Below are 20462 nucleotides of genomic sequence, written 5' to 3'. Positions count from 1 at the left end.
CAAGGAATGCTGGCCGCCTCCACCACTACCGGCGATCCACCAGCGCATGGGCGATCGTACCCAGGTCCACGTACTCGAGTTCGCTGCCGATGGGCACGCCGCGCGCCAGCCGCGTCACATGGATGCCGCGCGCTTTCAGCGCCTCGCTGATCGCATGGGCCGTGGCCTCGCCCTCGGCCGTGAAACTGGTGGCCAGGATCACCTCCTGCACCTTGCCGTCGCCGGCGCGCTCCAGCAGGGATGACAGATTCAGGTCGCGCGGACCTATGCCGTCGAGCGGCGACAGCCGCCCCATCAGCACGTAGTAGTAGCCGTTGTAGGCCCCCGTGCGTTCCATGGCCCCCATGTCGGCAGGCGCCTCCACCACGCACAGCCGGGCCGAGTCGCGCCCTTCGTCCTGGCAGATGGAGCAGATGCGGCCTTCGGTGAAGGTATGGCAGCGCTCGCAATGGCTTACCGACTCCACGGCCGTGGTCAGGGCACGGGCCAGCTGCCGCGCGCCGTCCTGGTCGCGCTGCAGCAGGTGAAAGGCCATGCGCTGCGCAGACTTGATGCCCACGCCCGGGAGCCTGCGCAGGGCTTCGATCAGACCATCGAGCGATTGCACATCCGACATGGCGGCTTCCTTTCAATGAAGAAGATTCTCAGAAAAAAAGCGACCTGCAAGGGCAGATCGCTCGATGGCCGCTCAACGCAATTGAGTGGCTGGGGAAACCGTCACAGCCTCTCCTGGCTGTTCGGCACAACCTCTCGGGGCCAGCCTCAGAAAGGGAACTTCATGCCGCCCGGCAGGCCGGGCATGCCGGCCGTGAGCTTGCCCATCTTTTCGTTGGAGGTTTCTTCTGCCTTGCGCACGGCAGCGTTGAAGGCGGCAGCCACCAGGTCTTCCAGCATGTCCTTGTCTTCGGCCAGCAGGCTGGGGTCGATGGTGATGCGCTTGACGTCGTGCTTGCAGGTCATGACCACCTTCACCAGGCCCGCGCCGGACTCGCCTTCCACCTCGATGTTGCCCAGTTCATCCTGGGCCTTCTTGAGGTTGTCCTGCATGGCCTGGGCTTGCTTCATCAGGCCGGCCAGTTGTCCTTTGTTGAACATGTGAGTTCCTTCTTCTGTAGGGTAAAAACGAAACGCTCTAGAGCGTGTCAGGGCTGAATGGATACGGGCTTGATACTGCCAGGCACGATTTTCGCGCCATGGCTGCGGATCAGGGTCTGCACCAGAGAATGATTCATCACGATGTCTTCGGCAATGCGCTGGCGCTCATGGCTGGCCACCGCATTGCGCCGCGCGGGGCTGTCCACCACGGCGCCCTGCTCGACATGCAGTTGCCGGGCCAGGCCGGCAGCCTCCAGCGCCGCACGCAGGCGCTCGCGCGTGGCGGGCTGGGCCAGCGAGCTGCTTTCCACACGCAGCGTCCAAGTATCGCCCTCGCGCGCCACCAGCTGCGACTGCAGCGCCAGCTGGCGCGCCAGCGCAGTGACGGCCTCGGCCTGCACCAGTTGCTGGACGGCAGCGTGCCAGACATCGCCCTCGGCCGTGCGCTCCACGGTCGGCGCGGGAGGCGCATCCGGGGACTGGCGGCCACGTTCGGGAGCGAAGTCCTGCACATCGATCTGAGTGTCGATCTGCGGTTCGGCCTGCCGTGCCACGGCAGCGGCAGGCGGCTCCAGGGCCAGATCTCCGTCATCGCTCCAGCGGCCTTCGTCGGCCCAGCCCTCATCGGGCATCCCGGCCCAGGCACCCTCGTCCGGCGCATCGGCATCCTGCACCTGCGGCGCCTCATCGGCAGAAGAGTCTGCGTCTTCCTGCACATCGTCCACGGGCTCATCCACAGGCTCGTCCAGGGGCTCTTGGGCGACACCGGCGGCCGGCTTCACCTCTGGAGCAGCGGAAGGCCTGGCCTCTTGGACAGGCGCAAGCACAGGTTCCGGCCTGGCAACTGCGGCCACGGCCACGGGCGCCTGAACAGGCGCTGGAGCCGCAACGGCTTGCACCACGGGAGCGACCACGGCGGGCGCAGCGGTCACGGGAGATGCGACAGGCGCGACAGGAGCAGGAGGCGCGACCGGGACGGGCATGGCCGCCTTGGCTGGGACAGCGGGGGCCTCGGGCACAGCGGGCTGTGCAGGCCGCGTCTGCGCAACGGGCGCGGGAGATTCAGGCTTCGCCGTGGAGGGGGTCAGCGCTGGAGTTTTTTTTTCAGCCGCGCCCGGGGCGGGCTCTGCAGATTGCGGCTTGAACGCCAGCAGCCGCAGCAGCGCCATGGTCAGCGCCGCGTACTCGTCGGGTGCCAGGCCCAGTTCGGCCCGGCCGTGCAGGCAGATGCTGTAGAGCAGCTGGGTTTCGTCGCGCGGCATCAGCAGCGCAAGACGGGCAATTTCAGCGGCCTCCGGATCGCTGGCGTCGGCGGCCATCTGTGGCACAGCCTGCGCCACAGCCATGCGTTGCAGCACGGCGCACATTTCCTCCAGCGTGGAGGCTGCAGACAGGCCATTGCGGCGCAGCGCCTCGGAGGTTTCCACCACCACCTGGCCATCGGCCTGGGCGAGTGCCTCGATCAGGCGGAACACATGGCTGCGGTCCACGCTGCCCAGCATCTGGCGCACCATGGACTCCTGCAGCTGGCCGCTGCCAAAGGCAATGGCCTGGTCGGTCAGCGACAGCGCATCGCGCATGGAGCCGCGCGCGGCGCGAGACAGCAGGCGCAGGGCCTGGGGTTCGGAAGCCACGCCTTCCTGGCCGAGCACCTGGCCCAGATGCTCCAGCACGGTCTCGGGCGCCATGGGCCGCAGGTTGAACTGCAGGCAGCGGCTGAGCACGGTCACGGGCACCTTCTGCGGATCGGTGGTGGCCAGCACGAACTTCAGGTATTCGGGCGGCTCCTCCAGCGTCTTGAGCATGGCGTTGAAGGCCGTGTTCGTGAGCATGTGCACTTCGTCGATCATGAAGACCTTGAAGCGTCCCTGCACCGGCTTGTAGACGGCCTGCTCCAGCAGGCTTTGCACCTCGTCCACCCCGCGGTTGGAGGCGGCGTCCAGCTCGGTGTAATCGGGAAAGCGGCCGCTGTCGATTTCGGTACAGGCCGCACAGACGCCGCAGGGCGTTGCCGTGATGCCGCCCTGGCCATCGGCGCCCTGGCAGTTGAGCGACTTGGCCAGAATGCGCGAGACCGTGGTCTTGCCCACGCCGCGCGTGCCGGTGAACAGATAGGCATGGTGCAGGCGCTGCTGCGTCAGGGCATTGGTGAGCGCCTGAACGACATGCTCCTGCCCCACCATTTCGGAGAAATTGCGGGGGCGGTATTTGCGGGCCAGCACAAGATAAGACATCCCGCGATTCTACGGGGCTGAGCACCCTCGCCCGGTGCGCCCCGGGTTTGAGCGGCCTTGTCGCCCGGGCAGCCCGGTGTTTGCCCCTATAATCGAGAGTGACGGGCCTCCTCGCATGGGGAAGCGGCCAACCGGGTCAGGTGGGGAACCAAGCAGCCCTAACCGTGAAACCAGTGCCGAGGGCAAGGCTCGTCACCTTCCATTGAACAGCAGGCCCTGCGGGCGCCTGCCCCGTCCACGCCCGCAGCGGCCCCTTCTCTCCTCAACGCGTCTCGCCATCCACCTTCAGATAGCGGGCGACGCCCTGTGCCGCGTGCACGCCGCTGGCCATGCATGCCGTCAGCAGGTAGCCACCCGTGGGAGCCTCCCAGTCCAGCATTTCGCCGGCACAGAAAACGCCGGGCGCAGCCACGCACATGCCATTGGCATCCAGCGCCTGCAGCCGCACGCCACCTGCGGTGCTGATGGCCTCGTCGATGGGCCGGGACGCCACCAAGGTGATGGGCAGGGCCTTGATGGCCTGGGCCAGCCGCGCGGGATCGGCCACGCCGTCCTTGCCCAGCACCTCATGCAGCACGGCGGCCTTGATGCCGTCCAGGCCCAGGCGCCCCTTCAGATGGCTGGCCAGGCTGCGTGAGCCACGCGGATGGAGCACCTCCGCCAGCACGCGTTCGGGTGTCAACTGGGGCAGCAGGTCGAGATGGACGGTGGCATGCCCGTCGCGCGCAATGGCTTCGCGCAGCGCGGCAGAGACGGCATAGACCAGGCTGCCCTCCACGCCCGTGGTCGTGGCCACGAATTCGCCCTTGCGCGAGAAAACGTTGCCCTGGCCATCATCAAAGGACAGCGCCACCGACTTGAAAGGCTGGCCGGCAAAGCGCTCGGTGAAATAGGGGCTCCAGCCGCGCGCAGGCTGGGGGCTGGCCCCCAGCAGCTCGGCCATGAATTCCCTGCGATCGATCTGCCCGCCCGGCGCCGCACCGCCCAGGCCCACATCGAACCCGCAGTTGGAGGGCTTCAACGCAGCGACTTCCACGCCGCGCTGCTCCAGCCAGGGCATCCAGGCGCCATCCGAGCCCAGCCGCGCCCAGCTGCCGCCGCCCAGCGCCAGCACCACGGCCTTCGCGTGCACCTGCAGCCGCCCTTCGGGGGTATCAAAGCCCAGCGCATCGCCATCCTCCCAACCCAGCCAGCGGTGGCGCGTGTGCAGGACCACGCCCTGGGTCTGCAGACGCACCAGCCAGGCACGCAGCAAGGGCGCAGCCTTCATGTCCTTGGGGAATACGCGGCCCGAACTGCCCACAAAGGTTTCCACGCCCAGCTCGCCGGCCCAGGCACGCAGCTGATCCGGGGGCAGCAGCTCCAGCCAGCGCGACACCTCGGCACTGCGCTCGCCATAGCGGGAGACAAAGGCGGGCAGGTTTTCGGAATGGGTCAGGTTGAGCCCGCCCTTGCCGGCCATGAGGAACTTGCGTCCTGCGGAGGACTTGGCCTCGAACACATGGACAGTCAGCCCCTTGCCGGCCAGCCCTTCGGCCGCCATCAGGCCCGCAGGCCCGGCGCCGATCACCGCCACATCGCAGTCCATTGTGCGCGCCGCCGCGCTGTGTTCAAAAGCATCCATCACATCAGTTCCCATTCCAAGCTCGCATTCAACTTTGCGCTGCCGGCAGACTCATATGCCTGCAGCGCGGGCGCGCAGAATACCCTGCCGCAGGCCGTCCTGCGCGCAGGCGCCACTAATTCCCGATGACCCCGCAACCCTGCTGCCGCCCCGTAAACAGCTATGACAGTCATAGCATCCAGCTACCGCCCATACGGTGCAGCAGGTGATAGGTTTCTGTCACAATCATTTCGCGGTGCGGATTTTCCTGCGCCTTCCTCATTGCGAAAAATCAAGGACATCACCCATGGCCAGCGAACTGATCAAACACATCTCCGACGCAAGCTTTGAAGCTGACGTCTTGCAACCCGGCTCCACGGTGCTGGTCGATTACTGGGCCGAATGGTGCGGTCCCTGCAAGATGATCGCCCCCATCCTCGACGAAGCAGCCCAGACCTACAAGGACAAGCTGTCCATCGCCAAGATGAATGTGGACGAGAACCGCGAGATCCCGGCCAAGTTCGGCATCCGCGGCATCCCCACGCTGATGCTGTTCAAGGACGGCCAGCTGGCTGCCACCAAGGTCGGCGCCCTCAACAAGGCACAGCTGTCTGCTTTCCTGGACCAGCACCTGGCCTGATTCTCCTGGCTGCCCCCTACACCGGGGCAGCCAAACATGCGGCCCGGCGCTGACCGCTGCACCGCATCGCACTGGCGCACAAACCCTGCGCCAGCGCAAATTTCCCTATGACCTGCGGATTTTTTCCTGTCATAATGCCCTTCATCACCGGCCTTATGCATCGAAGGCCGCGCTGAGACCCTCAGGCAAGCCAGCCCACTTCCACAGTGTTTCGCTTGGCTCAACGCCTCCCCCTGGTTTCTTTCCACTCCGTTCTGGAGTCTCTCCATGCACCTTAATGAACTCAAGGCACTGCACGTGTCTGAAGTCCTGAAGCAGGCCGAAGCGCTTGAGATCGAAAACGTCGGTCGCATGCGCAAGCAAGAGTTGATGTTCGCCATCATCAAAAAGCGCGCCAAGGCCGGGGAACAAGTGTTCGCCGACGGCGTGCTGGAAATCCTGCCGGATGGTTTCGGCTTCCTGCGCAGCCCCGACACCAGCTACACGGCCAGCACCGACGACATCTACATCTCGCCCAGCCAGGTCCGCCGCTTCAACCTGCACACCGGCGACATGATTGAAGGCGAAGTGCGCACGCCCAAGGATGGCGAGCGCTACTTTGCCCTGACCAAGCTCGACTCCGTCAATGGCGGCTCGCCCGAGCAGAACAAGCACAAGGTGCTGTTCGAGAATCTGACCCCCCTGTTCCCCACCCAGCAGCTGCGCCTGGAGCGCGAGATCAAGGGCGAGGAGAACATCACCGGCCGCATCATCGACATCATCGCCCCCATCGGCCGCGGCCAGCGCGCGCTGATCGTCGCGCCGCCCAAGAGCGGCAAGACCATGATGATGCAGAGCATCGCCCACGCCATCACGGCCAACCATCCCGACGTTCACCTGATGGTGCTGCTGGTCGATGAGCGCCCCGAAGAAGTGACCGAGATGCAGCGCTCGGTCAAGGGCGAGATCATCGCCTCCACCTTCGACGAGCCCGCCACGCGCCACGTGCACGTGGCCGAGATGGTGATCGAGCGCGCCAAGCGCCTGGTCGAACTCAAGAAGGACGTGGTCATCCTGCTGGACTCCATCACCCGCCTGGCCCGCGCCTACAACAACGTCGTGCCCTCGTCGGGCAAGGTGCTGTCGGGCGGCGTGGACTCCAACGCGCTGCAGCGCCCCAAGCGCTTCTTCGGCGCGGCGCGCAATGTGGAAGAAGGCGGCTCGCTGACCATCATCGCCACGGCCCTGGTCGATACCGGCAGCCGCATGGACGAAGTGATCTTCGAAGAGTTCAAGGGCACGGGCAACAGCGAACTGGCCCTGAACCGCCGCCTCTACGAAAAGCGCGTGTTCCCCGCCATCGAACTCAACAAGAGCGGCACGCGCCGCGAAGAACTGCTGCTGGCTCCCGAGATCCTGCAGAAGACGCGCATCCTGCGCCAGTTCATGTACAACATGGACGAGATCGAGGCCATGGAGCTGATGATCAAGAACATGCGGGCCACCAAGACCAACGTGGACTTCTTCGACATGATGCGCCGCGGCGGCTGATCTCAGAGATCCAGCCCACGGCACCTGCGAACGCCTCGCTCACGCGGGGCGTTTTGCATTCAACTCACCATGCAGCGGCAGCCGTACCCAGGGCGCAAGCCGCACGCTCCCAGTGCATGGGGGCGCCCGCCACCTCCACCGGCGCCCGCAGGCGCCGCGCGGGCCCCCAGGAAGTGGCCTCGACGGCCGCGCCGAAATCCGCACAACCGTCCACCGGCGCCAGCGTGCAGGGGTCCGGATCACCGACGCCCTGCCCCGCCAGGAGATGGGCCGTGCGCGCCAGCGAGGCGCGCACCGTGCTTCCGCCCAGCCCCTGGCTGCGCCGCACCAGCGCCATCACCACGGCGGCCGCCATCAGATAACCCGTTGCATGATCCAACGCCTGCAGCGGCAACGGCATGGGCCGGTCGCGGCCCAGCCGGTGCATGCCCGCATCGGCAATGCCGGCGCTCATCTGCACCAGACTGTCGAAACCGCGCCGCTGCTGCCAGGGCCCGCTCCAGCCATAGGCATTGAGCGACACGTCGATGAGCAAAGGATTCACCTGCCGACGCCACGCGGCATCGAATCCCAGGCCTTCCAGCGCGCCGTCCCGGTAGCCATGGACCAGCGCATCGGCCCCGGCCAGCAGTTGCTCGAACACGGCACGATGCTGTGGCGCCCGCAGATCCAGCCGGGCACAGCGCTTGCCCAGCGTGACCTCGGGCACCGTGCCGGGCTCCTCCCAGCCCGGCGGATCGATGCGCAATACCTCGGCGCCGTGACCCGCCAGCCATCGCGTGGCAGCGGGGCCGGCCAGAATGCGCGTCAGGTCCAGCACGCGCAGCCCCTGCAGCGGCCGCCTGGCCGATGGCTGCCAGGCACCCGCATGCCGGCTCGATTGCGGATGCGGATGTGGATGCATCTGCCACGCCAGCAAGGGCTCCCGCTGCACTGCGCGACCCTGCGGGTGCGCGGCCCATTCAGACAGCCCGCGCATGGCTGCAGCACAGCCGCCTTGCGCCACAACGGCCGACTCCAGCTCTTGTGCTGCCCAGCGCTCGACCGCGGCAGCCACGGCCTCGCGTTCGGCGGGCGCATCCAGAACGGCCAGTGCCGCTGCACGGTGATGGGGCGCATTGGTATGCAGGCGAATCCAGCCGTCCGCCGTGCGGTAGTCGCCGGCCACGGAATCCCACAGCGCGGGCATCTCCCAGCCCTGCGGATGCAGGCTATGGCCAAACCACAAGGAGGCAAGCCTGCGATCCACCACCACACGCGGCGCTGCAGCGTCGAGCTGCGCGATCAACTCGGATAGGCAAAGGCCTGCCACCCCCAGGCTGGCGGCCGCCAGATCGGAGACCGGGAACACGGAGGCCAAGGACCCACGACCTCGCTGCTCCAGACGTTGGAGCGCCGCCGGATCACCATCCAGCGCCTCCCAGATCTGGCCGGTGCAATGGTCGAAAGCGCAGGGAAAAGGGAGACGGGACATGGAGCACTCCTGGCAGCTGAAACAAGGCTTGGAGCTCGCACCATAGGTTCCTGGTAAATATTGTCAATATTGATTCAATTAATCAACATATGATCGACCCATGCCCGACTACCTGAACTCCACCGAGGCCACCGCGCTGCTGGGCGTGAGCCGTGCCACGCTGTACGCCTATGTCAGCCGAGGCCTGCTGCAGGCCCACGCGGCAGACACGCCGCGCCAAAGCCGCTATCTGCGCGAAGAGGTCGAGCAGCTCGCACGCCAGCGCGGCCAGGGCCGCAAGCCGCGCGAAGTGGCGCAGGCCGCGCTCAGCTGGGGCCTGCCGGTGCTGGAGTCCTCGATCACATTGATAGAAAAGGGCCGCCTGTACTACCGGGGCGAGGACGCCGTGCACTGGGCGCGAACCCGCACGCTGGAGGAGACAGCCGCCCTCCTGTGGCAATGCCCGACCCAGGCAGCCTTCGCTGCAAACGCCGTGGAGGCCGCGCCTTTGCTGTCCGACCTGCAGCAGCGCATGGCAGGCCAACCGTGCGAAAACACATTGCTGCCCCTGTTCACCGTCGCCAGCGATGACACGGCCACCGCTGCCTGGCAGCAATCACCCGAACGGCTGGCGGCAGGCTGCGGTGCGCTGTTGCGCCTGCTGGCTGCCTGCCTGCTGGGCACCGTGCCGGACAAGGCCGCCATCCATCTGCAATGCGCACGGGCCTGGAAGCTGGATGCGCCAGGCGCGGACCTCGTGCGCATGGCTCTGGTGCTGTGCGCCGACCATGAACTCAACGCATCAGGCTTCACGGCGCGCTGCGTGGCCTCCACGGGCGCAAGCCTGCGCGCTGCCGTGGTGGGAGGCCTTGCCGCTTTGACAGGCGGGCGCCACGGCGGCACGACCGCGCGCGTGGAAGCGCTGTGGGACGAGGTGGGCGAGCAGCAGATCGCCACCCGCCTGCGCCAGCGTCTGGCGCGCGGCGAATCCCTGCCCGGCTTCGGCCACCACCTCTACCCTGATGGCGACGTGCGTGCCGCCCTGCTGCTTGACATGCTGCCGGCGCATGGCCCGGCAACGATGCTGGCCAAGGAGGTGATGGCGCTGACGGGGCAGGCGCCTTCGGTCGATTTCGCGCTGGTGGCCCTGCGACGGCATCTGCAGCTGCCGCCGGGCAGCGCCTTCGGCCTGTTCGCGCTGGGCCGCTGCGCCGGCTGGCTGGCGCAGGCGCTGGAGCAGCGCGCCACCCGGCAAATCATCCGTCCGCGCGCGGCGTACACGGGCCCCAGGCCTGCGGGTTTGGCACGGAACTGAGCACTATGCGATAATGCAGGGCTTTTTCTTGCGGAAAGTACGCTTGATTTGAACCGCTACAAAGGTTGCAGCGGGTCAGGCACGGCTACCGCACTTGCATCAGAAGGAAAGATCATGAAAGAAGGCATCCACCCCAACTACCGCGAAGTGCTGTTCGTGGACCTGTCCAACGGCTTCAAGTTCGTGACCCGCTCCTGCGTGAACACGAAGGAAACCGAAACCTTCGAAGGCAAGGACTACCCCCTGTTCAAGCTGGACACCTCGTCCGAGTCGCACCCCTTCTACACCGGCACGCAAAAGTCGGTGGACAACATGGGCGGCCGTGTGGAGCGCTTCCGCAACCGTTTCGGCAAGAAGTAAATCCTGCTTCTCCGGCCAGAAGGGCAGCACGGGCAACCGCGCTGCCCTTTTGTTTTTCGCAGTCCGGCCAATCCATGCCGGCCAGGCATGCCCCATTCTTTTCGAGGCCCTTGCTTCGCGTATTCTTGCGCCCTCCGTTGCAGAAAGTCCTGTGAGTGAACCAGCCCACCCCTGCCATCGTTGCCCAAAGCGCCGTGCGCCGCCTGCCGCGCTGGTCGCTGCTGCTGCTGTGCCTGGCCTATGTCGTGCCCGGATATGTGGGGCGCAGCCCCTGGCGCATGGCCGACATGGAGGCCTTCGGCTACATGCGGGAGCTGGCCCTGGGCCATACCTCCTGGCTGGCACCGCGCATGGCGGGGCTGCTGCCCGAATCCGAAGGCCTGCTCTCGTACTGGCTCGGTGCGCTGGCCATGCAGGGAGCACCTTCCTGGCTGCACCCGGAGATGGCGGCACGCCTGCCCTTCATCGCCATGCTGGTGATCACGCTGGCGGCCACCTGGTGGGGCGTGTACTACCTGGCGCGCACACCGGGCGCACGCCCCGTGGCCTTTGCCTTTGGCGGTGAGGCCCAGCCTACCGACTATGCGCGCGCCATGGCCGACGGAGGGTTGCTGGCCCTGGTGGCCTGCCTGGGCCTGGCCCAGCTCTCCCACGAAACCACCAGCTACATGACCCAGCTGGGCTGCGCGGCCCTGCTGTTCTTTGCCGCCGCCGCCATGCCCTACCACGGCCGCACGGCCACGCTGGCATTGCTGCTGGGCCTGCCCGGCCTGGCACTGAGCGGCGCGCCGACCGTGGCCACGCTGTTCGGCCTGGGCGGTACCGCCATGGCTTTCTTCTCGCGCACCTGGGGCGACGAAGCCACGCCCGCCCCACGCGCATCACGCCTGTGGACCGTGCTGTGGCTGGCGGTGACGATCTTGGCGGCCGCACTGTCCTGGTGGCTGGACCAGTGGGCCTGGCGCGTGGTGGACAGCGGCACTGCCAAGGAATGGCAAAGCCTGGTCAGGCTGCTGCTGTGGTTCAGCTGGCCCGCCTGGCCGCTGGCACTGTGGACGCTGTGGGTCTGGCGTCGCCAGATCGCCACGCCCCGGCGCTATCCCCATCTGGCGCTGCCGCTGTGGTTTGCCATCATTCCGGTGATCGCTTCGTTGAGCACGCTGCCAGCAGACCGCGCCCTGCTGCTGGGCCTGCCCGCCATCGCCACGCTGGCGGCCTTTGCCCTGCCCACGCTGCGCCGCAGCATCAGCGCCCTGATCGACTGGTTCACCCTGCTGTTCTTCAGCGCCGCGGCCATTGCCATCTGGGTGATCTGGCTTTCGCTGCAGACCGGCATTCCCGCCAAGCCCGCCGCCAATGTGGCAAGGCTGGCCCCGCAGTTCACGCCGGAATTCTCGGTGCTGTCCTTCGCCGTGGCGGTGGCCGCCACCCTGGCCTGGTGTGTGCTCGTGGCCTGGCGCACCTCGCGCAACCGTGCGGCCATCTGGAAGAGCCTGGTGCTGCCCGCCAGTGGCGCCACGCTGGCCTGGCTGCTGCTGATGACGCTGTGGCTGCCGCTGATGGACCATGCGCGCAGCTTCGAGCCACAGATGCGCCTGGTACTGGCCGAACTGCCCAGGGACGGCAGCTGCGTTCAAACCTATGGCCTGCCGCGCGCCCACATTGCCGCGCTGCGCTACTACGGTGACATCGATACCCAGCGCCTGAGCATGGCCGGTGCCGCGCGCTGCGACTGGATGGTGGCCGAGGAAGAAACCTGGCTGGATCCTCACAGCGCACGTCTGCAGGCCACCTGGGAGACCGTGGCCCGCGTGGTACGCCCCACCGACCGCAAGGACTTCCTTCTGGTCTTGAAACGCAGGCCTGAGGCGAGGCCCGTCCAGGTCAAGCCATGAACCTGCCAGCGCACGCCCCCCTGAGCGCTGAGCGACGCACCATTGCCCAGCATGCCTTGACCGTGCTGGCCGGGCAGCTGGCCGTGATGGCCTTCGGCGTGACCGACACCATCGTGGCGGGCCGCTATTCAGAAGAGGCGCTGGCGGCGCTGTCCGTGGGATCGGCCATCTTCGTGAGCGTCTACGTCTCGCTGATGGGCATCTTCCAGGCCCTGCTGCCGCTGTGGGCCGAGCACCGCGGCGCCGGACAGCCCCAGGACATAGGCCGCACGCTGCGGCAGGCCATGTACATGCTGCTGGCGGCCTGCACCGTGGGCATGGGCGTGCTGCTGTTTCCCGATGCACTGCTGCGCTGGGCCGATGTTCCGCTGCCGCTGCAGGTGCAGGTGCGGGCCTATCTCTCGGTGCTGGCCTGGAGCCTGCCGGCCGCCCTGCTGTTTCGCATCTACAGCACGCTCAACCAGGCGCTGGGCCACCCCTTGCTGGTGACCTGGCTGCAGCTGGTGTCGCTGCTGATCAAGATCCCTTTGTCCATCTGGCTGGCCTTTGGCGGAGCCGGCCTGCCGGCCTTGGGCGCCGAAGGCTGCGCCTGGGCCACGCTGATCGTGAACTACGCCATGGTCGCGCTGGCCTTGTCTTTGATGCGCAGCCAACGCCTGTACGCACCGCTGGCGCTGTGGCAGCGCATGGAGCCGCCGGACTGGCCCCAGCTGGCGCAGTTCGCGCGCCTGGGCATTCCTGCGGGACTGGCGATTCTGGTGGAGGTGACATCGTTCACGCTGATGGCCTTGTTCGTGGCGCGCCAGGGCACGCTGGCCTCGGCCAGCCACCAGATCGCCGCCAACCTTGCGGCGCTGTGCTACATGGTGCCTCTGTCACTGGCCATTGCCACCAGCGCACGGGTCAGCTACTGGCGCGGCGCCGGCGACGAGGTCACGGCGCGGCGCCTGGTCGCCATGGGCTGGCGACTGGCGGCAATGGGCGGATTGGTGCTGGCCTGTGCACTGTTTCTTTCCCGCGAGGGCCTGGCCCGCATCTACAGCGGCAACCCCGAAGTGGTGGCCATCACCGCCAGCCTGCTGGCCTGGGTGGCTGCCTACCATGTGGCGGACGCCATCCAGACTTTCTGCATCTTCGTGCTGCGCTGCTACCGCATCACCGTGGCGCCGCTGGTCATCTATTGCCTGCTGCTATGGGGTGGCGGTCTGGCCGGCGGATACTGGCTGGCCTATGGCACGGACAGCGTCCTGCCCGCCTGGCTGCACCCGGGCACGCCCGCCCCCTTCTGGGCCGGCAGCGCCTGTGCGCTGCTGGTGACCGCCGTGGTGTTCAGCGCGGTCGTACGCAAGGCCACAAACCGCTGAGCGGGTAGCGGCCACCCGTCAGAGCGCGCTATGCGGCGCGGCTGCCCCGGCTGTCGCTGCTGTCACGGGCCTCGGGCGCAGGAATGCGTACCCGGCTGGCCGGAAAGGTCACCGAAAACTCCGATCCCTGGCCCGGCGCGCTGGTGATGCCCAGCTTGGCACCATGGCGCTGCAGCACATGCTTGACGATGGCCAGGCCCAGGCCCGTGCCGCCGGTATCGCGCGAACGGCTGCGGTCCACGCGGTAAAAGCGTTCAGTCAGGCGCGCCAGGTGCTTGGGCTCGATCCCTGGCCCGGAGTCCTGCACGGCAAAGCGTGCCGATCCATCGGGCAAGGTCTCCCAGGTGACGTCGATGCGCCCGCCTGCCGGTGTGTAGCGCATGGCGTTGGCCAGCAGGTTGGAGAAGGCGCTTTGCAGCTCGGCGCTGGCGCCGGCCACCTCGCCGGCCTGCGCCAGCATCTCGGCCGACGGAAAGCTCAGCGCATGCGGCAGGGATTGCTTGCGCGTCAGCATGGACGACAGGCCGCGCGCCTCGTTTTCGCAGCGCTGCATGAGCTGGGCCACGGGCACCCATTCGTTGCTGCTGGGCAGCGGACTGCCCTCCAGGCGCGACAGCGCCAGCAGGTCTTCCACCAGATGCTGCATGCGCTCGGCCTGCTGGGCCATCAGGCCCAGGTAGCGGTTGCGTTCCTCGGGCTCCAGCGGCAGGTTCTGCAGCGTCTCGACAAAGCCCACGAGCACGGTCAGCGGCGTGCGGATTTCATGCGAGACGTTGGCCACGAAGTCACGGCGCATGGCCTCGGCCTGCTCCACCGCGGTCACATCGCGCGCCAGCAGCAGCTTGCGCCCTTCGCCATAGCCGTACAGTTGCACCGACAGCTTGACGGGGCGCGAGGCCGTGCTTTCGCGGCCCTGCATGACCAGATCGCGCGAGAAATCCTGGGTGGCGAAATAGGCGCTGAACTCGGGGTCGCGCACCAGGTTGCCAATGCTTTGCAGCAGGTCGCGTTCGGCATCGAAGCCGAACTGGCGCGCCGCGATCTGGTTGCACCATTCGATGCGGCCGTCGGCATCCAGCAGGACCACGCCGTTGGGACTGGCCTGCAGGGCAGAAAGAATGTCATTGAGCCGCTGGTCGCCCTGCTGCACCTGCTGCACGCTCTGGCGCAGCCAGCGGCGCATGCGCACGCTGGCTTCTCCCCAGATGCCGCTGAGTTCAGGCGCCTCCCGCAGCTCCGACTGGCGCAGCCAGGACAGCAGGCGCATGGCGTTCCAGCTGTCCACCAGCCACCAGATCCAGCCCGCGCACAACGCACCCGCCAGGGCCGCCACGGCCTGTGACGCCATGCCGGGGCTGGAGGCCGCCATGGCGCCCCACAGCCACCATCCCAGCAATGCGCCCGCGATCTGGGACGCCAACAAGCGAAAACCTCGCCAACCCATACTTGCGCCTTCTTTGCGTTGTATTCGCTGCCTGGGGCAGCGGCGCCCGGGCATGGCCTGCGGGGGCCATGCGTGGATTCATTGGAACGCAGGACCGCCTCAGGCCAGCGCCTGCGCGCTGAGCCGGTAGCCGGCGCCCCGCACCGTTTCGATCAATGCACCGGCCATGCCCAGCGCCTCGCGCAGCCGCTTGACGTGGACGTCCACCGTGCGCTCCTCGATGAAGACGTGATCGCCCCAGACCTTGTCCAGCAACTGGGCACGGCTGTGCACACGCTCGGGGTGCTTCATCAGATAGTGCAGCAGCTTGAACTCGGTGGGGCCCACCTTGATCATGTCGCCCTGCCAGCTCACGCGGTGCGCGGCGGCGTCGAGCACCAGCTCGCCGATGCTGACCTTGTCCTGGATCTGCTCGGGCGCGCGGCGCCGCAGCACGGCACGGATGCGTGCCAGCAGCTCCTGGGTCGAGAAGGGCTTGGTGATGTAGTCATCGGCACCCGCATCGAGCCCCGCCACCTTGTCCGGCTCATCGCCGCGCGCCGTGAGCATCAGGATGGGCACGGCCTTGGTGCGGCTGTCGGCGCGCCACTTGCGCGCCAGGGCCAGACCGCTGGCACCGGGCAGCATCCAGTCGAGCAGGATCACGTCGGGCAGCACGGCATCGAGCTCGCGCTGCGCGGTCACGCCGTCCTCGGCCCAGACCGGCTGGAAGCCGTTGTGCCGCAGGTTGACAGCGATCAGCTCCGCGATGGCGGGCTCGTCCTCGACGATAAGGACCATGGGCATCTTCTTCATCCGTTGTTCGCCTCCGGCACTTACAGCACTGCCGACTCGATGGCATCCATGGTCTGGTGGCGGACATCCTTGCCCTCCACCAGATAGATGATCAGCTCGGCCACATTCTTGGAGTGGTCACCGATGCGCTCGATGGCCTTGGCCAGGAACAGCAGGTCCAGGCTGGCCGAGATGGTGCGCGGATCTTCCATCATGTAGGTGATGAGCTTGCGCACGAAGCCGTCGAACTCCTGGTCGATCAGGTCATCTTCCTTGAGGATGGCCACGGCCGCCTTGGTGTCCAGGCGCGCAAAGGCGTCCAGCGTCTTGCGCAGCAGGCCCGAGGCCATCTCGGCCGCAGTGCGCAGGTCGCCCGTGGGCAGGGAGCGTGCGGCGCCGCTTTCGATGATGGACTTGACCATGCGCGCCATCTTGTGCGCTTCGTCGCCCATGCGCTCCAGGTTGGCCGTGGCCTTGGAGAAGGCGATCAGCAGGCGCAGATCGCGCGCCGTGGGCTGGCGCCGGGCAATGATGGACGACAGTTCGTGGTCGATCTCCACTTCCATGGCATTGACGCGCTTTTCTGCGGCATCGACCTGCTCCACGGCCTCGATGCTGAAGCGCGACAGCGCATAGACGGCCTGGCGGATCTGGGACTCGACCAGGCCGCCGAGTTCCATGACGCGCGCCGAGACGCGGTTGAGTTCGCTGTCGAACTGGCTGGAAAGGTGTTTTTCGGTCATCGATGGCTCCTGCTCAGCCGAAGCGGCCGGTGATGTAGTCTTCCGTTTCCTTGCGCTGGGGCTTGAAGAACATCTGCTCGGTGTCTCCGAATTCCACCAGGTCGCCCAGGTACATGTAGGCCGTGTAGTCGCTGCAGCGGGCCGCCTGCTGCATGTTGTGCGTGACGATGACGACGGTGTAGTCGTTCTTCAGTTCGGCAATCAGCTCCTCGATCTTGGCCGTGGAGATCGGGTCCAGGGCCGAGCAGGGCTCGTCGAGCAGCAGCACTTCGGGCTTGATGGCAATGCCGCGTGCAATGCACAGGCGCTGCTGCTGGCCGCCGGACAGGCCCGAGCCGCTTTGCTGCAGCTTGTCCTTGACCTCGCCCCACAGGGCCGCCTTGCGCAGTGCCCATTCCACACGGTCGTCCATGTCGGAGGAGCTGAGGTTTTCAAACAGCTTCACGCCGAAGGCGATGTTGTCGTAGATGGACATGGGAAACGGCGTGGGCTTCTGGAACACCATGCCGACCTTGGCACGGATCAGCGCCACGTCCTGCTTGCTGGTCAGCAGGTTCTCGCCGTCCAGCAAGATCTGGCCTTCGGCGCGCTGCTCGGGATACAGCTCGAACATGCGGTTGAAGGTGCGCAGCAGCGTGGACTTGCCGCAGCCCGACGGGCCGATGAAAGCCGTGACCTTCTTTTCGGGAATGTCCAGGTTGATGCCCTTCAAGGCGTGGAACTTGCCGTAGTAGAAGTTCAGGTCGCGCACCGTCAGCTTGGAAGAGGTCAGCGCGCTGGAAGAGGTCGCAGTCATTGCGGAATCCTTGTCCTGGTTGATTGCTTGTTGCTGCATTACTTCTGGCGTGTCAGGAAACGCGCCAGGATATTGAGACCGAGCACCGCCACGGTGATCAGGAACACACCGGCCCAGGCCAGTTGCTGCCAATTCTCGTAAGGGCTCATCGCGAACTTGAAGATGGTCACCGGCAGGCTGGCCATGGGTTTGGACAGGTCGGCATTCCAGAACTGGTTGTTCAGCGCCGTGAACAGCAGCGGGGCGGTCTCGCCGGCAATGCGGGCCACGGCCAGCAGCACGCCGGTGATCACGCCGGCGCGCGCTGCACGCAGCGTCACCATGATGATGACCTTCCACTTGGGCGTGCCCAGCGCGTAGGCGGCTTCGCGCAGGCTGGCAGGCACCAGCACCAGCATGTTCTCGGTGGTGCGGATGACCACGGGAATCACGATCAGCGCCAGCGCCACCACGCCCGCATAGCCGGAAAAGCTCTTGAAGCGCGCCACGACCACGGTGTAGACGAACAGGCCGATCACGATGGACGGCGCCGACAGCAGGATGTCGTTGACGAAGCGTGTGGTATTGGCCAGCCAGCCACGCGCATCGTATTCAGCCAGGTAGACACCGGCCATCACGCCGATGGGCGTGCCCACGAACGTGGCCAGCGCCACCATGATCAGCGAGCCGAAGATGGCGTTGGCAATGCCACCGGCCTCATTGGGCGGAGGCGTCATCTCGCTGAACAGTGCCAGGCTCAGGCCGCCGATGCCCAGGGTGATGGTCTCCCACAGAATCCAGATCAGCCAGAACACGCCGAAGGCCATGGCAGCCAGGGACAGGGTCAGCGCCACCTGGTTTACACGCTTGCGCTGGGCATACTTGGCCTGGCGCACGCGCGACAGCTCGGCGGCATTGATCATCTTGGTGGAGGTGCTGCTCACGAGCGTGCTCCTTCATTCTTTTGCAGGCGGTTGAGCAGGACCTTGGAGCAAGCCAGCACCACGAAGGTGATGAAGAACAGCACCAGACCCAGATAGATCAGCGAAGCCTGGTGCAAGCCCTCGCCCGCTTCGGCGAACTCGTTGGCCAGGGCCGAGGTGATGCTGTTGGCAGCCTCGAAGACCGACAGCGAGTTGAGCTGGTTCATGTTGCCGATCACGAAGGTCACGGCCATGGTCTCGCCCAATGCACGGCCCAGGCCCAGCATCACGCCGCCGAGCACGCCGGTCTTGGTGTAGGGCAGAACCACCTTCCAGACCACTTCCCAGGTCGTGGAACCCAGGCCATAGGCGGACTCCTTGAGCAGGGCCGGAGTGACCTCGAACACATCGCGCATCACGGAGGCGATGAAGGGAATGATCATGATGGCCAGGATGATGCCGGCCGACAGGATGCCGATGCCCACCGGCGGGCCGGACACGAAGGCCTCCAGATAGGGAACGCCCTGGAACAGCTTTTGCAGGGGCTGCTGCACATAGGTGGACAGCACGGGGCCGAACACCATCAGGCCCCACATGCCGTAGACGATGGAAGGCACGGCGGCCAGCAGCTCCACGGCCGTGCCCAGCGGGCGCTTGAGCCAGGCCGGCGACAGCTCGGTGAGGAACAGCGCGATGCCGAAGCTCACGGGCACCGCAATCAGCAATGCGATGGCCGAGGTGGCCAGCGTGCCGTAGATCATGACCAGGCCGCCGAATTCGTTGCGAACGGGGTCCCAGACACTGCGGCCGAGGAAACTCAGGCCGTATTCATAGATGGCGGGCCAGGCACCGACCAGCAGCGAGGCCAGGATGGCCAGCAGCAGGCCCAGCGTCAGCAGCGCGGCCAGACGCGCGAGAGCGCCAAACAAGCGATCCGCCACGCGCCCCGACAGCATCGGGGGGCGTAGCGGAGAAGGTGTGCGTCGCTGGGAAGCCTGTGCAGAGGCGGCCAGCGAGTTCGAGGGCGACGTTGTGGACACGTGAGGCGCCTTTATTCGCGGTTTGTGAAGGGATCAGGGGAGCCATGATGCACCTGCCGGCGGTGCGCCATGGCCCCCTTTTCAGGGTTTACTTCAGGGAAATGGCAGTGCCGGAGGTGTCCTTGATCTGGCCCCAGGATTGGAAGATCACGTTCTTGACGGCGTCAGGCATGGGCACGTAGTCCAGGTCGGTGGCGGTCTTGTCGCCGGACTTGTAGGCCCACTCGAAGAACTTCAGCGAGGCAGCGGCCTGTGCAGGCTTGTCCTGGGCCTTGTGCATGATGATGAAGGTGGCCGAGGTGATGGGCCATGCCTCCTTGCCAGGCTGGTTGGTCAGGATCTGGTAGAAGCTCTTGGCCCAGTCGGCACCGGCAGCAGCGGCCTTGAAGGTGGCGTCATCAGGGGACACGAAGGTGCCGCCTGCGGTCTGCAGCTGGGTGTAGGTCAGCTTGTTTTGCTTGACGTAGGCGTACTCGACGTAGCCGATGGAGTTGGGCAGGCGACCCACGAAGGCGGCCACGCCTTCGTTGCCCTTGCCGCCTGCGCCCGTGGGCCAGTTCACGGCCTTGCCTTCGCCAACCTTTTCCTTCCACTCGGCATTGACCTTGGACAGGTAGTTGGTGAAGCCGAAGGTGGTGCCCGAGCCGTCAGCGCGGCGCACGGGAGCGATGGTGGCATCAGGCAGGTTCACGCCCGGATTCAGGGCCTTGATGGCCTCGTCATTCCACTTGCTGATCTTGCCCAGGTAGATGTCGCCCAGCACCTGGCCGGTCAGCTTGAGCTGGCCGGGCTGGATGCCCTTGATGTTGACCACGGGCACGATGCCGCCGATCACGGTGGGAAATTGCACCAGACCCTTCTTGGCCAGTTCTTCATCCTTGAGCGGCTCGTCGGAGGCGCCGAAGTCCACGGTCTTGGCTTCGATCTGCTTGATGCCGGCGCTGGAGCCCACGGACTGGTAGTTGATCTTCACGCCGGTGGCCTTGTTGTAGTCCGCAGCCCACTTGGAGTACAGCGGAGCCGGGAAGCTGGCGCCTGCACCGGTGGCTTCCTGCTGAGCCAGGGCCTGGCCCACGCCGCCCGCAGACAGAGCACCAGCCACCAGAATGTGAATCACAGACAACTTCATGTACAGACCTCTTAGGGGTTGAAAGATGCGATGGCTGGACTGTAAGAAGGCTTTGTGACATTGATGTGACATGGAAAAAAGGCGTCACAAACAGCAGGCCTTCCCATGTAAGAACCCGGTCATCGCGATGTCACAATTCCGTCTT

General features: G+C 66.2%; 18 protein-coding genes and 1 other RNA gene. 7 read left to right on the top strand and 12 right to left on the bottom strand.

Annotated elements, in window-relative coordinates; genetic code table 11:
- Positions 1-25 precede the first annotated feature (25 nt).
- From recR to dnaX, 3 genes are all read right to left on the bottom strand, one after another.
- Positions 26-616, bottom strand: a complete 591-nt coding sequence (gene recR / locus ACF8ME_RS22155; protein ID WP_016451347.1) for a recombination mediator RecR — start codon at positions 614-616, stop codon at positions 26-28.
- Positions 617-762: 146 nt separating this feature from the next.
- Positions 763-1095, bottom strand: coding sequence for a YbaB/EbfC family nucleoid-associated protein (locus tag ACF8ME_RS22150; RefSeq protein ID WP_012206701.1), 333 nt, complete (start codon positions 1093-1095; stop codon positions 763-765).
- Between the two features lie 47 nt (positions 1096-1142).
- On the bottom strand, positions 1143-3329 hold the full coding sequence (gene dnaX / locus ACF8ME_RS22145; RefSeq protein ID WP_392418223.1) for a DNA polymerase III subunit gamma/tau: 2187 nt from the start codon (positions 3327-3329) through the stop codon (positions 1143-1145).
- A 100-nt stretch (positions 3330-3429) separates the two neighbouring features.
- On the opposite strand from dnaX, the gene ffs reads away from it, so the two are divergent.
- An RNA gene (gene ffs, locus ACF8ME_RS22140) (signal recognition particle sRNA small type) lies at positions 3430-3526 on the top strand.
- Between the two features lie 65 nt (positions 3527-3591).
- Here ffs and ACF8ME_RS22135 read toward each other — a convergent pair.
- A complete protein-coding gene (locus ACF8ME_RS22135) occupies positions 3592-4968 on the bottom strand; it encodes a TIGR03862 family flavoprotein (protein ID WP_392418222.1) in 1377 nt (458 codons plus the stop codon).
- Positions 4969-5239: 271 nt separating this feature from the next.
- Between ACF8ME_RS22135 and trxA the strand changes: the two genes are divergently transcribed.
- Positions 5240-5572: a thioredoxin TrxA gene (gene trxA, locus ACF8ME_RS22130; RefSeq protein WP_016447450.1), complete on the top strand. Its 333-nt coding sequence runs from the start codon at positions 5240-5242 to the stop codon at positions 5570-5572.
- Positions 5573-5839: 267 nt separating this feature from the next.
- Complete coding sequence (gene rho / locus ACF8ME_RS22125; protein WP_016447451.1) at positions 5840-7102, top strand: transcription termination factor Rho; 1263 nt, start codon at positions 5840-5842, stop codon at positions 7100-7102.
- Between the two features lie 64 nt (positions 7103-7166).
- Here rho and ACF8ME_RS22120 read toward each other — a convergent pair whose 3' ends face one another.
- Positions 7167-8576, bottom strand: a complete 1410-nt coding sequence (locus ACF8ME_RS22120) for a CoA transferase (protein ID WP_392418221.1) — start codon at positions 8574-8576, stop codon at positions 7167-7169.
- Positions 8577-8676: 100 nt separating this feature from the next.
- Between ACF8ME_RS22120 and ACF8ME_RS22115 the strand changes: the two genes are divergently transcribed.
- The 4 genes from ACF8ME_RS22115 (at position 8677) to ACF8ME_RS22100 (ending at position 13489) form a co-directional block, all read left to right on the top strand.
- On the top strand, positions 8677-9870 hold the full coding sequence (locus ACF8ME_RS22115; RefSeq protein ID WP_016451343.1) for a citrate synthase family protein: 1194 nt from the start codon (positions 8677-8679) through the stop codon (positions 9868-9870).
- A 114-nt stretch (positions 9871-9984) separates the two neighbouring features.
- Positions 9985-10230, top strand: a complete 246-nt coding sequence (locus ACF8ME_RS22110; protein WP_012206708.1) for a type B 50S ribosomal protein L31 — start codon at positions 9985-9987, stop codon at positions 10228-10230.
- A 155-nt stretch (positions 10231-10385) separates the two neighbouring features.
- Positions 10386-12125, top strand: a complete 1740-nt coding sequence (locus ACF8ME_RS22105) for a hypothetical protein (protein WP_016447454.1) — start codon at positions 10386-10388, stop codon at positions 12123-12125.
- Positions 12122-13489: an MATE family efflux transporter gene (locus tag ACF8ME_RS22100; RefSeq protein ID WP_392418219.1), complete on the top strand. Its 1368-nt coding sequence runs from the start codon at positions 12122-12124 to the stop codon at positions 13487-13489. The genes ACF8ME_RS22105 and ACF8ME_RS22100 overlap by 4 nt, the downstream gene beginning before the upstream one ends.
- Before the next feature lie 28 nt (positions 13490-13517).
- Here the strand turns inward: ACF8ME_RS22100 and phoR are convergent, their stop codons facing one another.
- From phoR to pstS, 7 genes are all read right to left on the bottom strand, one after another.
- Entirely contained in the window at positions 13518-14912 is a 1395-nt protein-coding gene (gene phoR, locus ACF8ME_RS22095; RefSeq protein WP_016447456.1) for a phosphate regulon sensor histidine kinase PhoR, read from the bottom strand.
- A gap of 120 nt (positions 14913-15032) precedes the next feature.
- Positions 15033-15728 (bottom strand): phosphate regulon transcriptional regulator PhoB, encoded by a 696-nt coding sequence (gene phoB, locus ACF8ME_RS22090; protein ID WP_016447457.1) that lies wholly within the window; start codon positions 15726-15728, stop codon positions 15033-15035.
- A gap of 20 nt (positions 15729-15748) precedes the next feature.
- Complete coding sequence (gene phoU, locus ACF8ME_RS22085) at positions 15749-16450, bottom strand: phosphate signaling complex protein PhoU (RefSeq protein ID WP_016447458.1); 702 nt, start codon at positions 16448-16450, stop codon at positions 15749-15751.
- Positions 16451-16463: 13 nt separating this feature from the next.
- Positions 16464-17246, bottom strand: coding sequence for a phosphate ABC transporter ATP-binding protein PstB (pstB, locus tag ACF8ME_RS22080; RefSeq protein ID WP_016447459.1), 783 nt, complete (start codon positions 17244-17246; stop codon positions 16464-16466).
- A gap of 38 nt (positions 17247-17284) precedes the next feature.
- Positions 17285-18148: a phosphate ABC transporter permease PstA gene (gene pstA, locus ACF8ME_RS22075; protein WP_034347746.1), complete on the bottom strand. Its 864-nt coding sequence runs from the start codon at positions 18146-18148 to the stop codon at positions 17285-17287.
- A gap of 17 nt (positions 18149-18165) precedes the next feature.
- Entirely contained in the window at positions 18166-19104 is a 939-nt protein-coding gene (gene pstC / locus ACF8ME_RS22070) for a phosphate ABC transporter permease subunit PstC (RefSeq protein ID WP_016447461.1), read from the bottom strand.
- Positions 19105-19276: 172 nt separating this feature from the next.
- Complete coding sequence (pstS, locus tag ACF8ME_RS22065) at positions 19277-20317, bottom strand: phosphate ABC transporter substrate-binding protein PstS (RefSeq protein WP_016447462.1); 1041 nt, start codon at positions 20315-20317, stop codon at positions 19277-19279.
- Positions 20318-20462: the final 145 nt, after the last annotated feature.

Source organism: Delftia sp. WSY_7, from assembly GCF_043104845.1.
Lineage (GTDB): Bacteria > Pseudomonadota > Gammaproteobacteria > Burkholderiales > Burkholderiaceae_C > Comamonas > Comamonas tsuruhatensis.
This window is presented reverse-complemented; position numbering and strand designations above follow the sequence as displayed.

Bases quoted from the DNA above. Each gene is read 5' to 3' on its own strand.
- phoB (WP_016447457.1), bottom strand. From the start codon at position 15,728: ATGAAGAAGATGCCCATGGTCCTTATCGTCGAGGACGAGCCCGCCATC.
- ACF8ME_RS22110 (WP_012206708.1), top strand. From the start codon at position 9,985: ATGAAAGAAGGCATCCACCCCAACTACCGCGAAGTGCTGTTCGTGGAC.
- ACF8ME_RS22120 (WP_392418221.1), bottom strand. From the start codon at position 8,576: ATGTCCCGTCTCCCTTTTCCCTGCGCTTTCGACCATTGCACCGGCCAG.
- dnaX (WP_392418223.1), bottom strand. From the start codon at position 3,329: ATGTCTTATCTTGTGCTGGCCCGCAAATACCGCCCCCGCAATTTCTCC.
- trxA (WP_016447450.1), top strand. From the start codon at position 5,240: ATGGCCAGCGAACTGATCAAACACATCTCCGACGCAAGCTTTGAAGCT.
- pstC (WP_016447461.1), bottom strand. From the start codon at position 19,104: ATGCTGTCGGGGCGCGTGGCGGATCGCTTGTTTGGCGCTCTCGCGCGT.
- pstB (WP_016447459.1), bottom strand. From the start codon at position 17,246: ATGACTGCGACCTCTTCCAGCGCGCTGACCTCTTCCAAGCTGACGGTG.
- phoU (WP_016447458.1), bottom strand. From the start codon at position 16,450: ATGACCGAAAAACACCTTTCCAGCCAGTTCGACAGCGAACTCAACCGC.
- recR (WP_016451347.1), bottom strand. From the start codon at position 616: ATGTCGGATGTGCAATCGCTCGATGGTCTGATCGAAGCCCTGCGCAGG.
- ACF8ME_RS22115 (WP_016451343.1), top strand. From the start codon at position 8,677: ATGCCCGACTACCTGAACTCCACCGAGGCCACCGCGCTGCTGGGCGTG.
- pstA (WP_034347746.1), bottom strand. From the start codon at position 18,148: ATGATCAATGCCGCCGAGCTGTCGCGCGTGCGCCAGGCCAAGTATGCC.
- rho (WP_016447451.1), top strand. From the start codon at position 5,840: ATGCACCTTAATGAACTCAAGGCACTGCACGTGTCTGAAGTCCTGAAG.
- ACF8ME_RS22100 (WP_392418219.1), top strand. From the start codon at position 12,122: ATGAACCTGCCAGCGCACGCCCCCCTGAGCGCTGAGCGACGCACCATT.
- pstS (WP_016447462.1), bottom strand. From the start codon at position 20,317: ATGAAGTTGTCTGTGATTCACATTCTGGTGGCTGGTGCTCTGTCTGCG.
- ACF8ME_RS22135 (WP_392418222.1), bottom strand. From the start codon at position 4,968: ATGGGAACTGATGTGATGGATGCTTTTGAACACAGCGCGGCGGCGCGC.
- ACF8ME_RS22150 (WP_012206701.1), bottom strand. From the start codon at position 1,095: ATGTTCAACAAAGGACAACTGGCCGGCCTGATGAAGCAAGCCCAGGCC.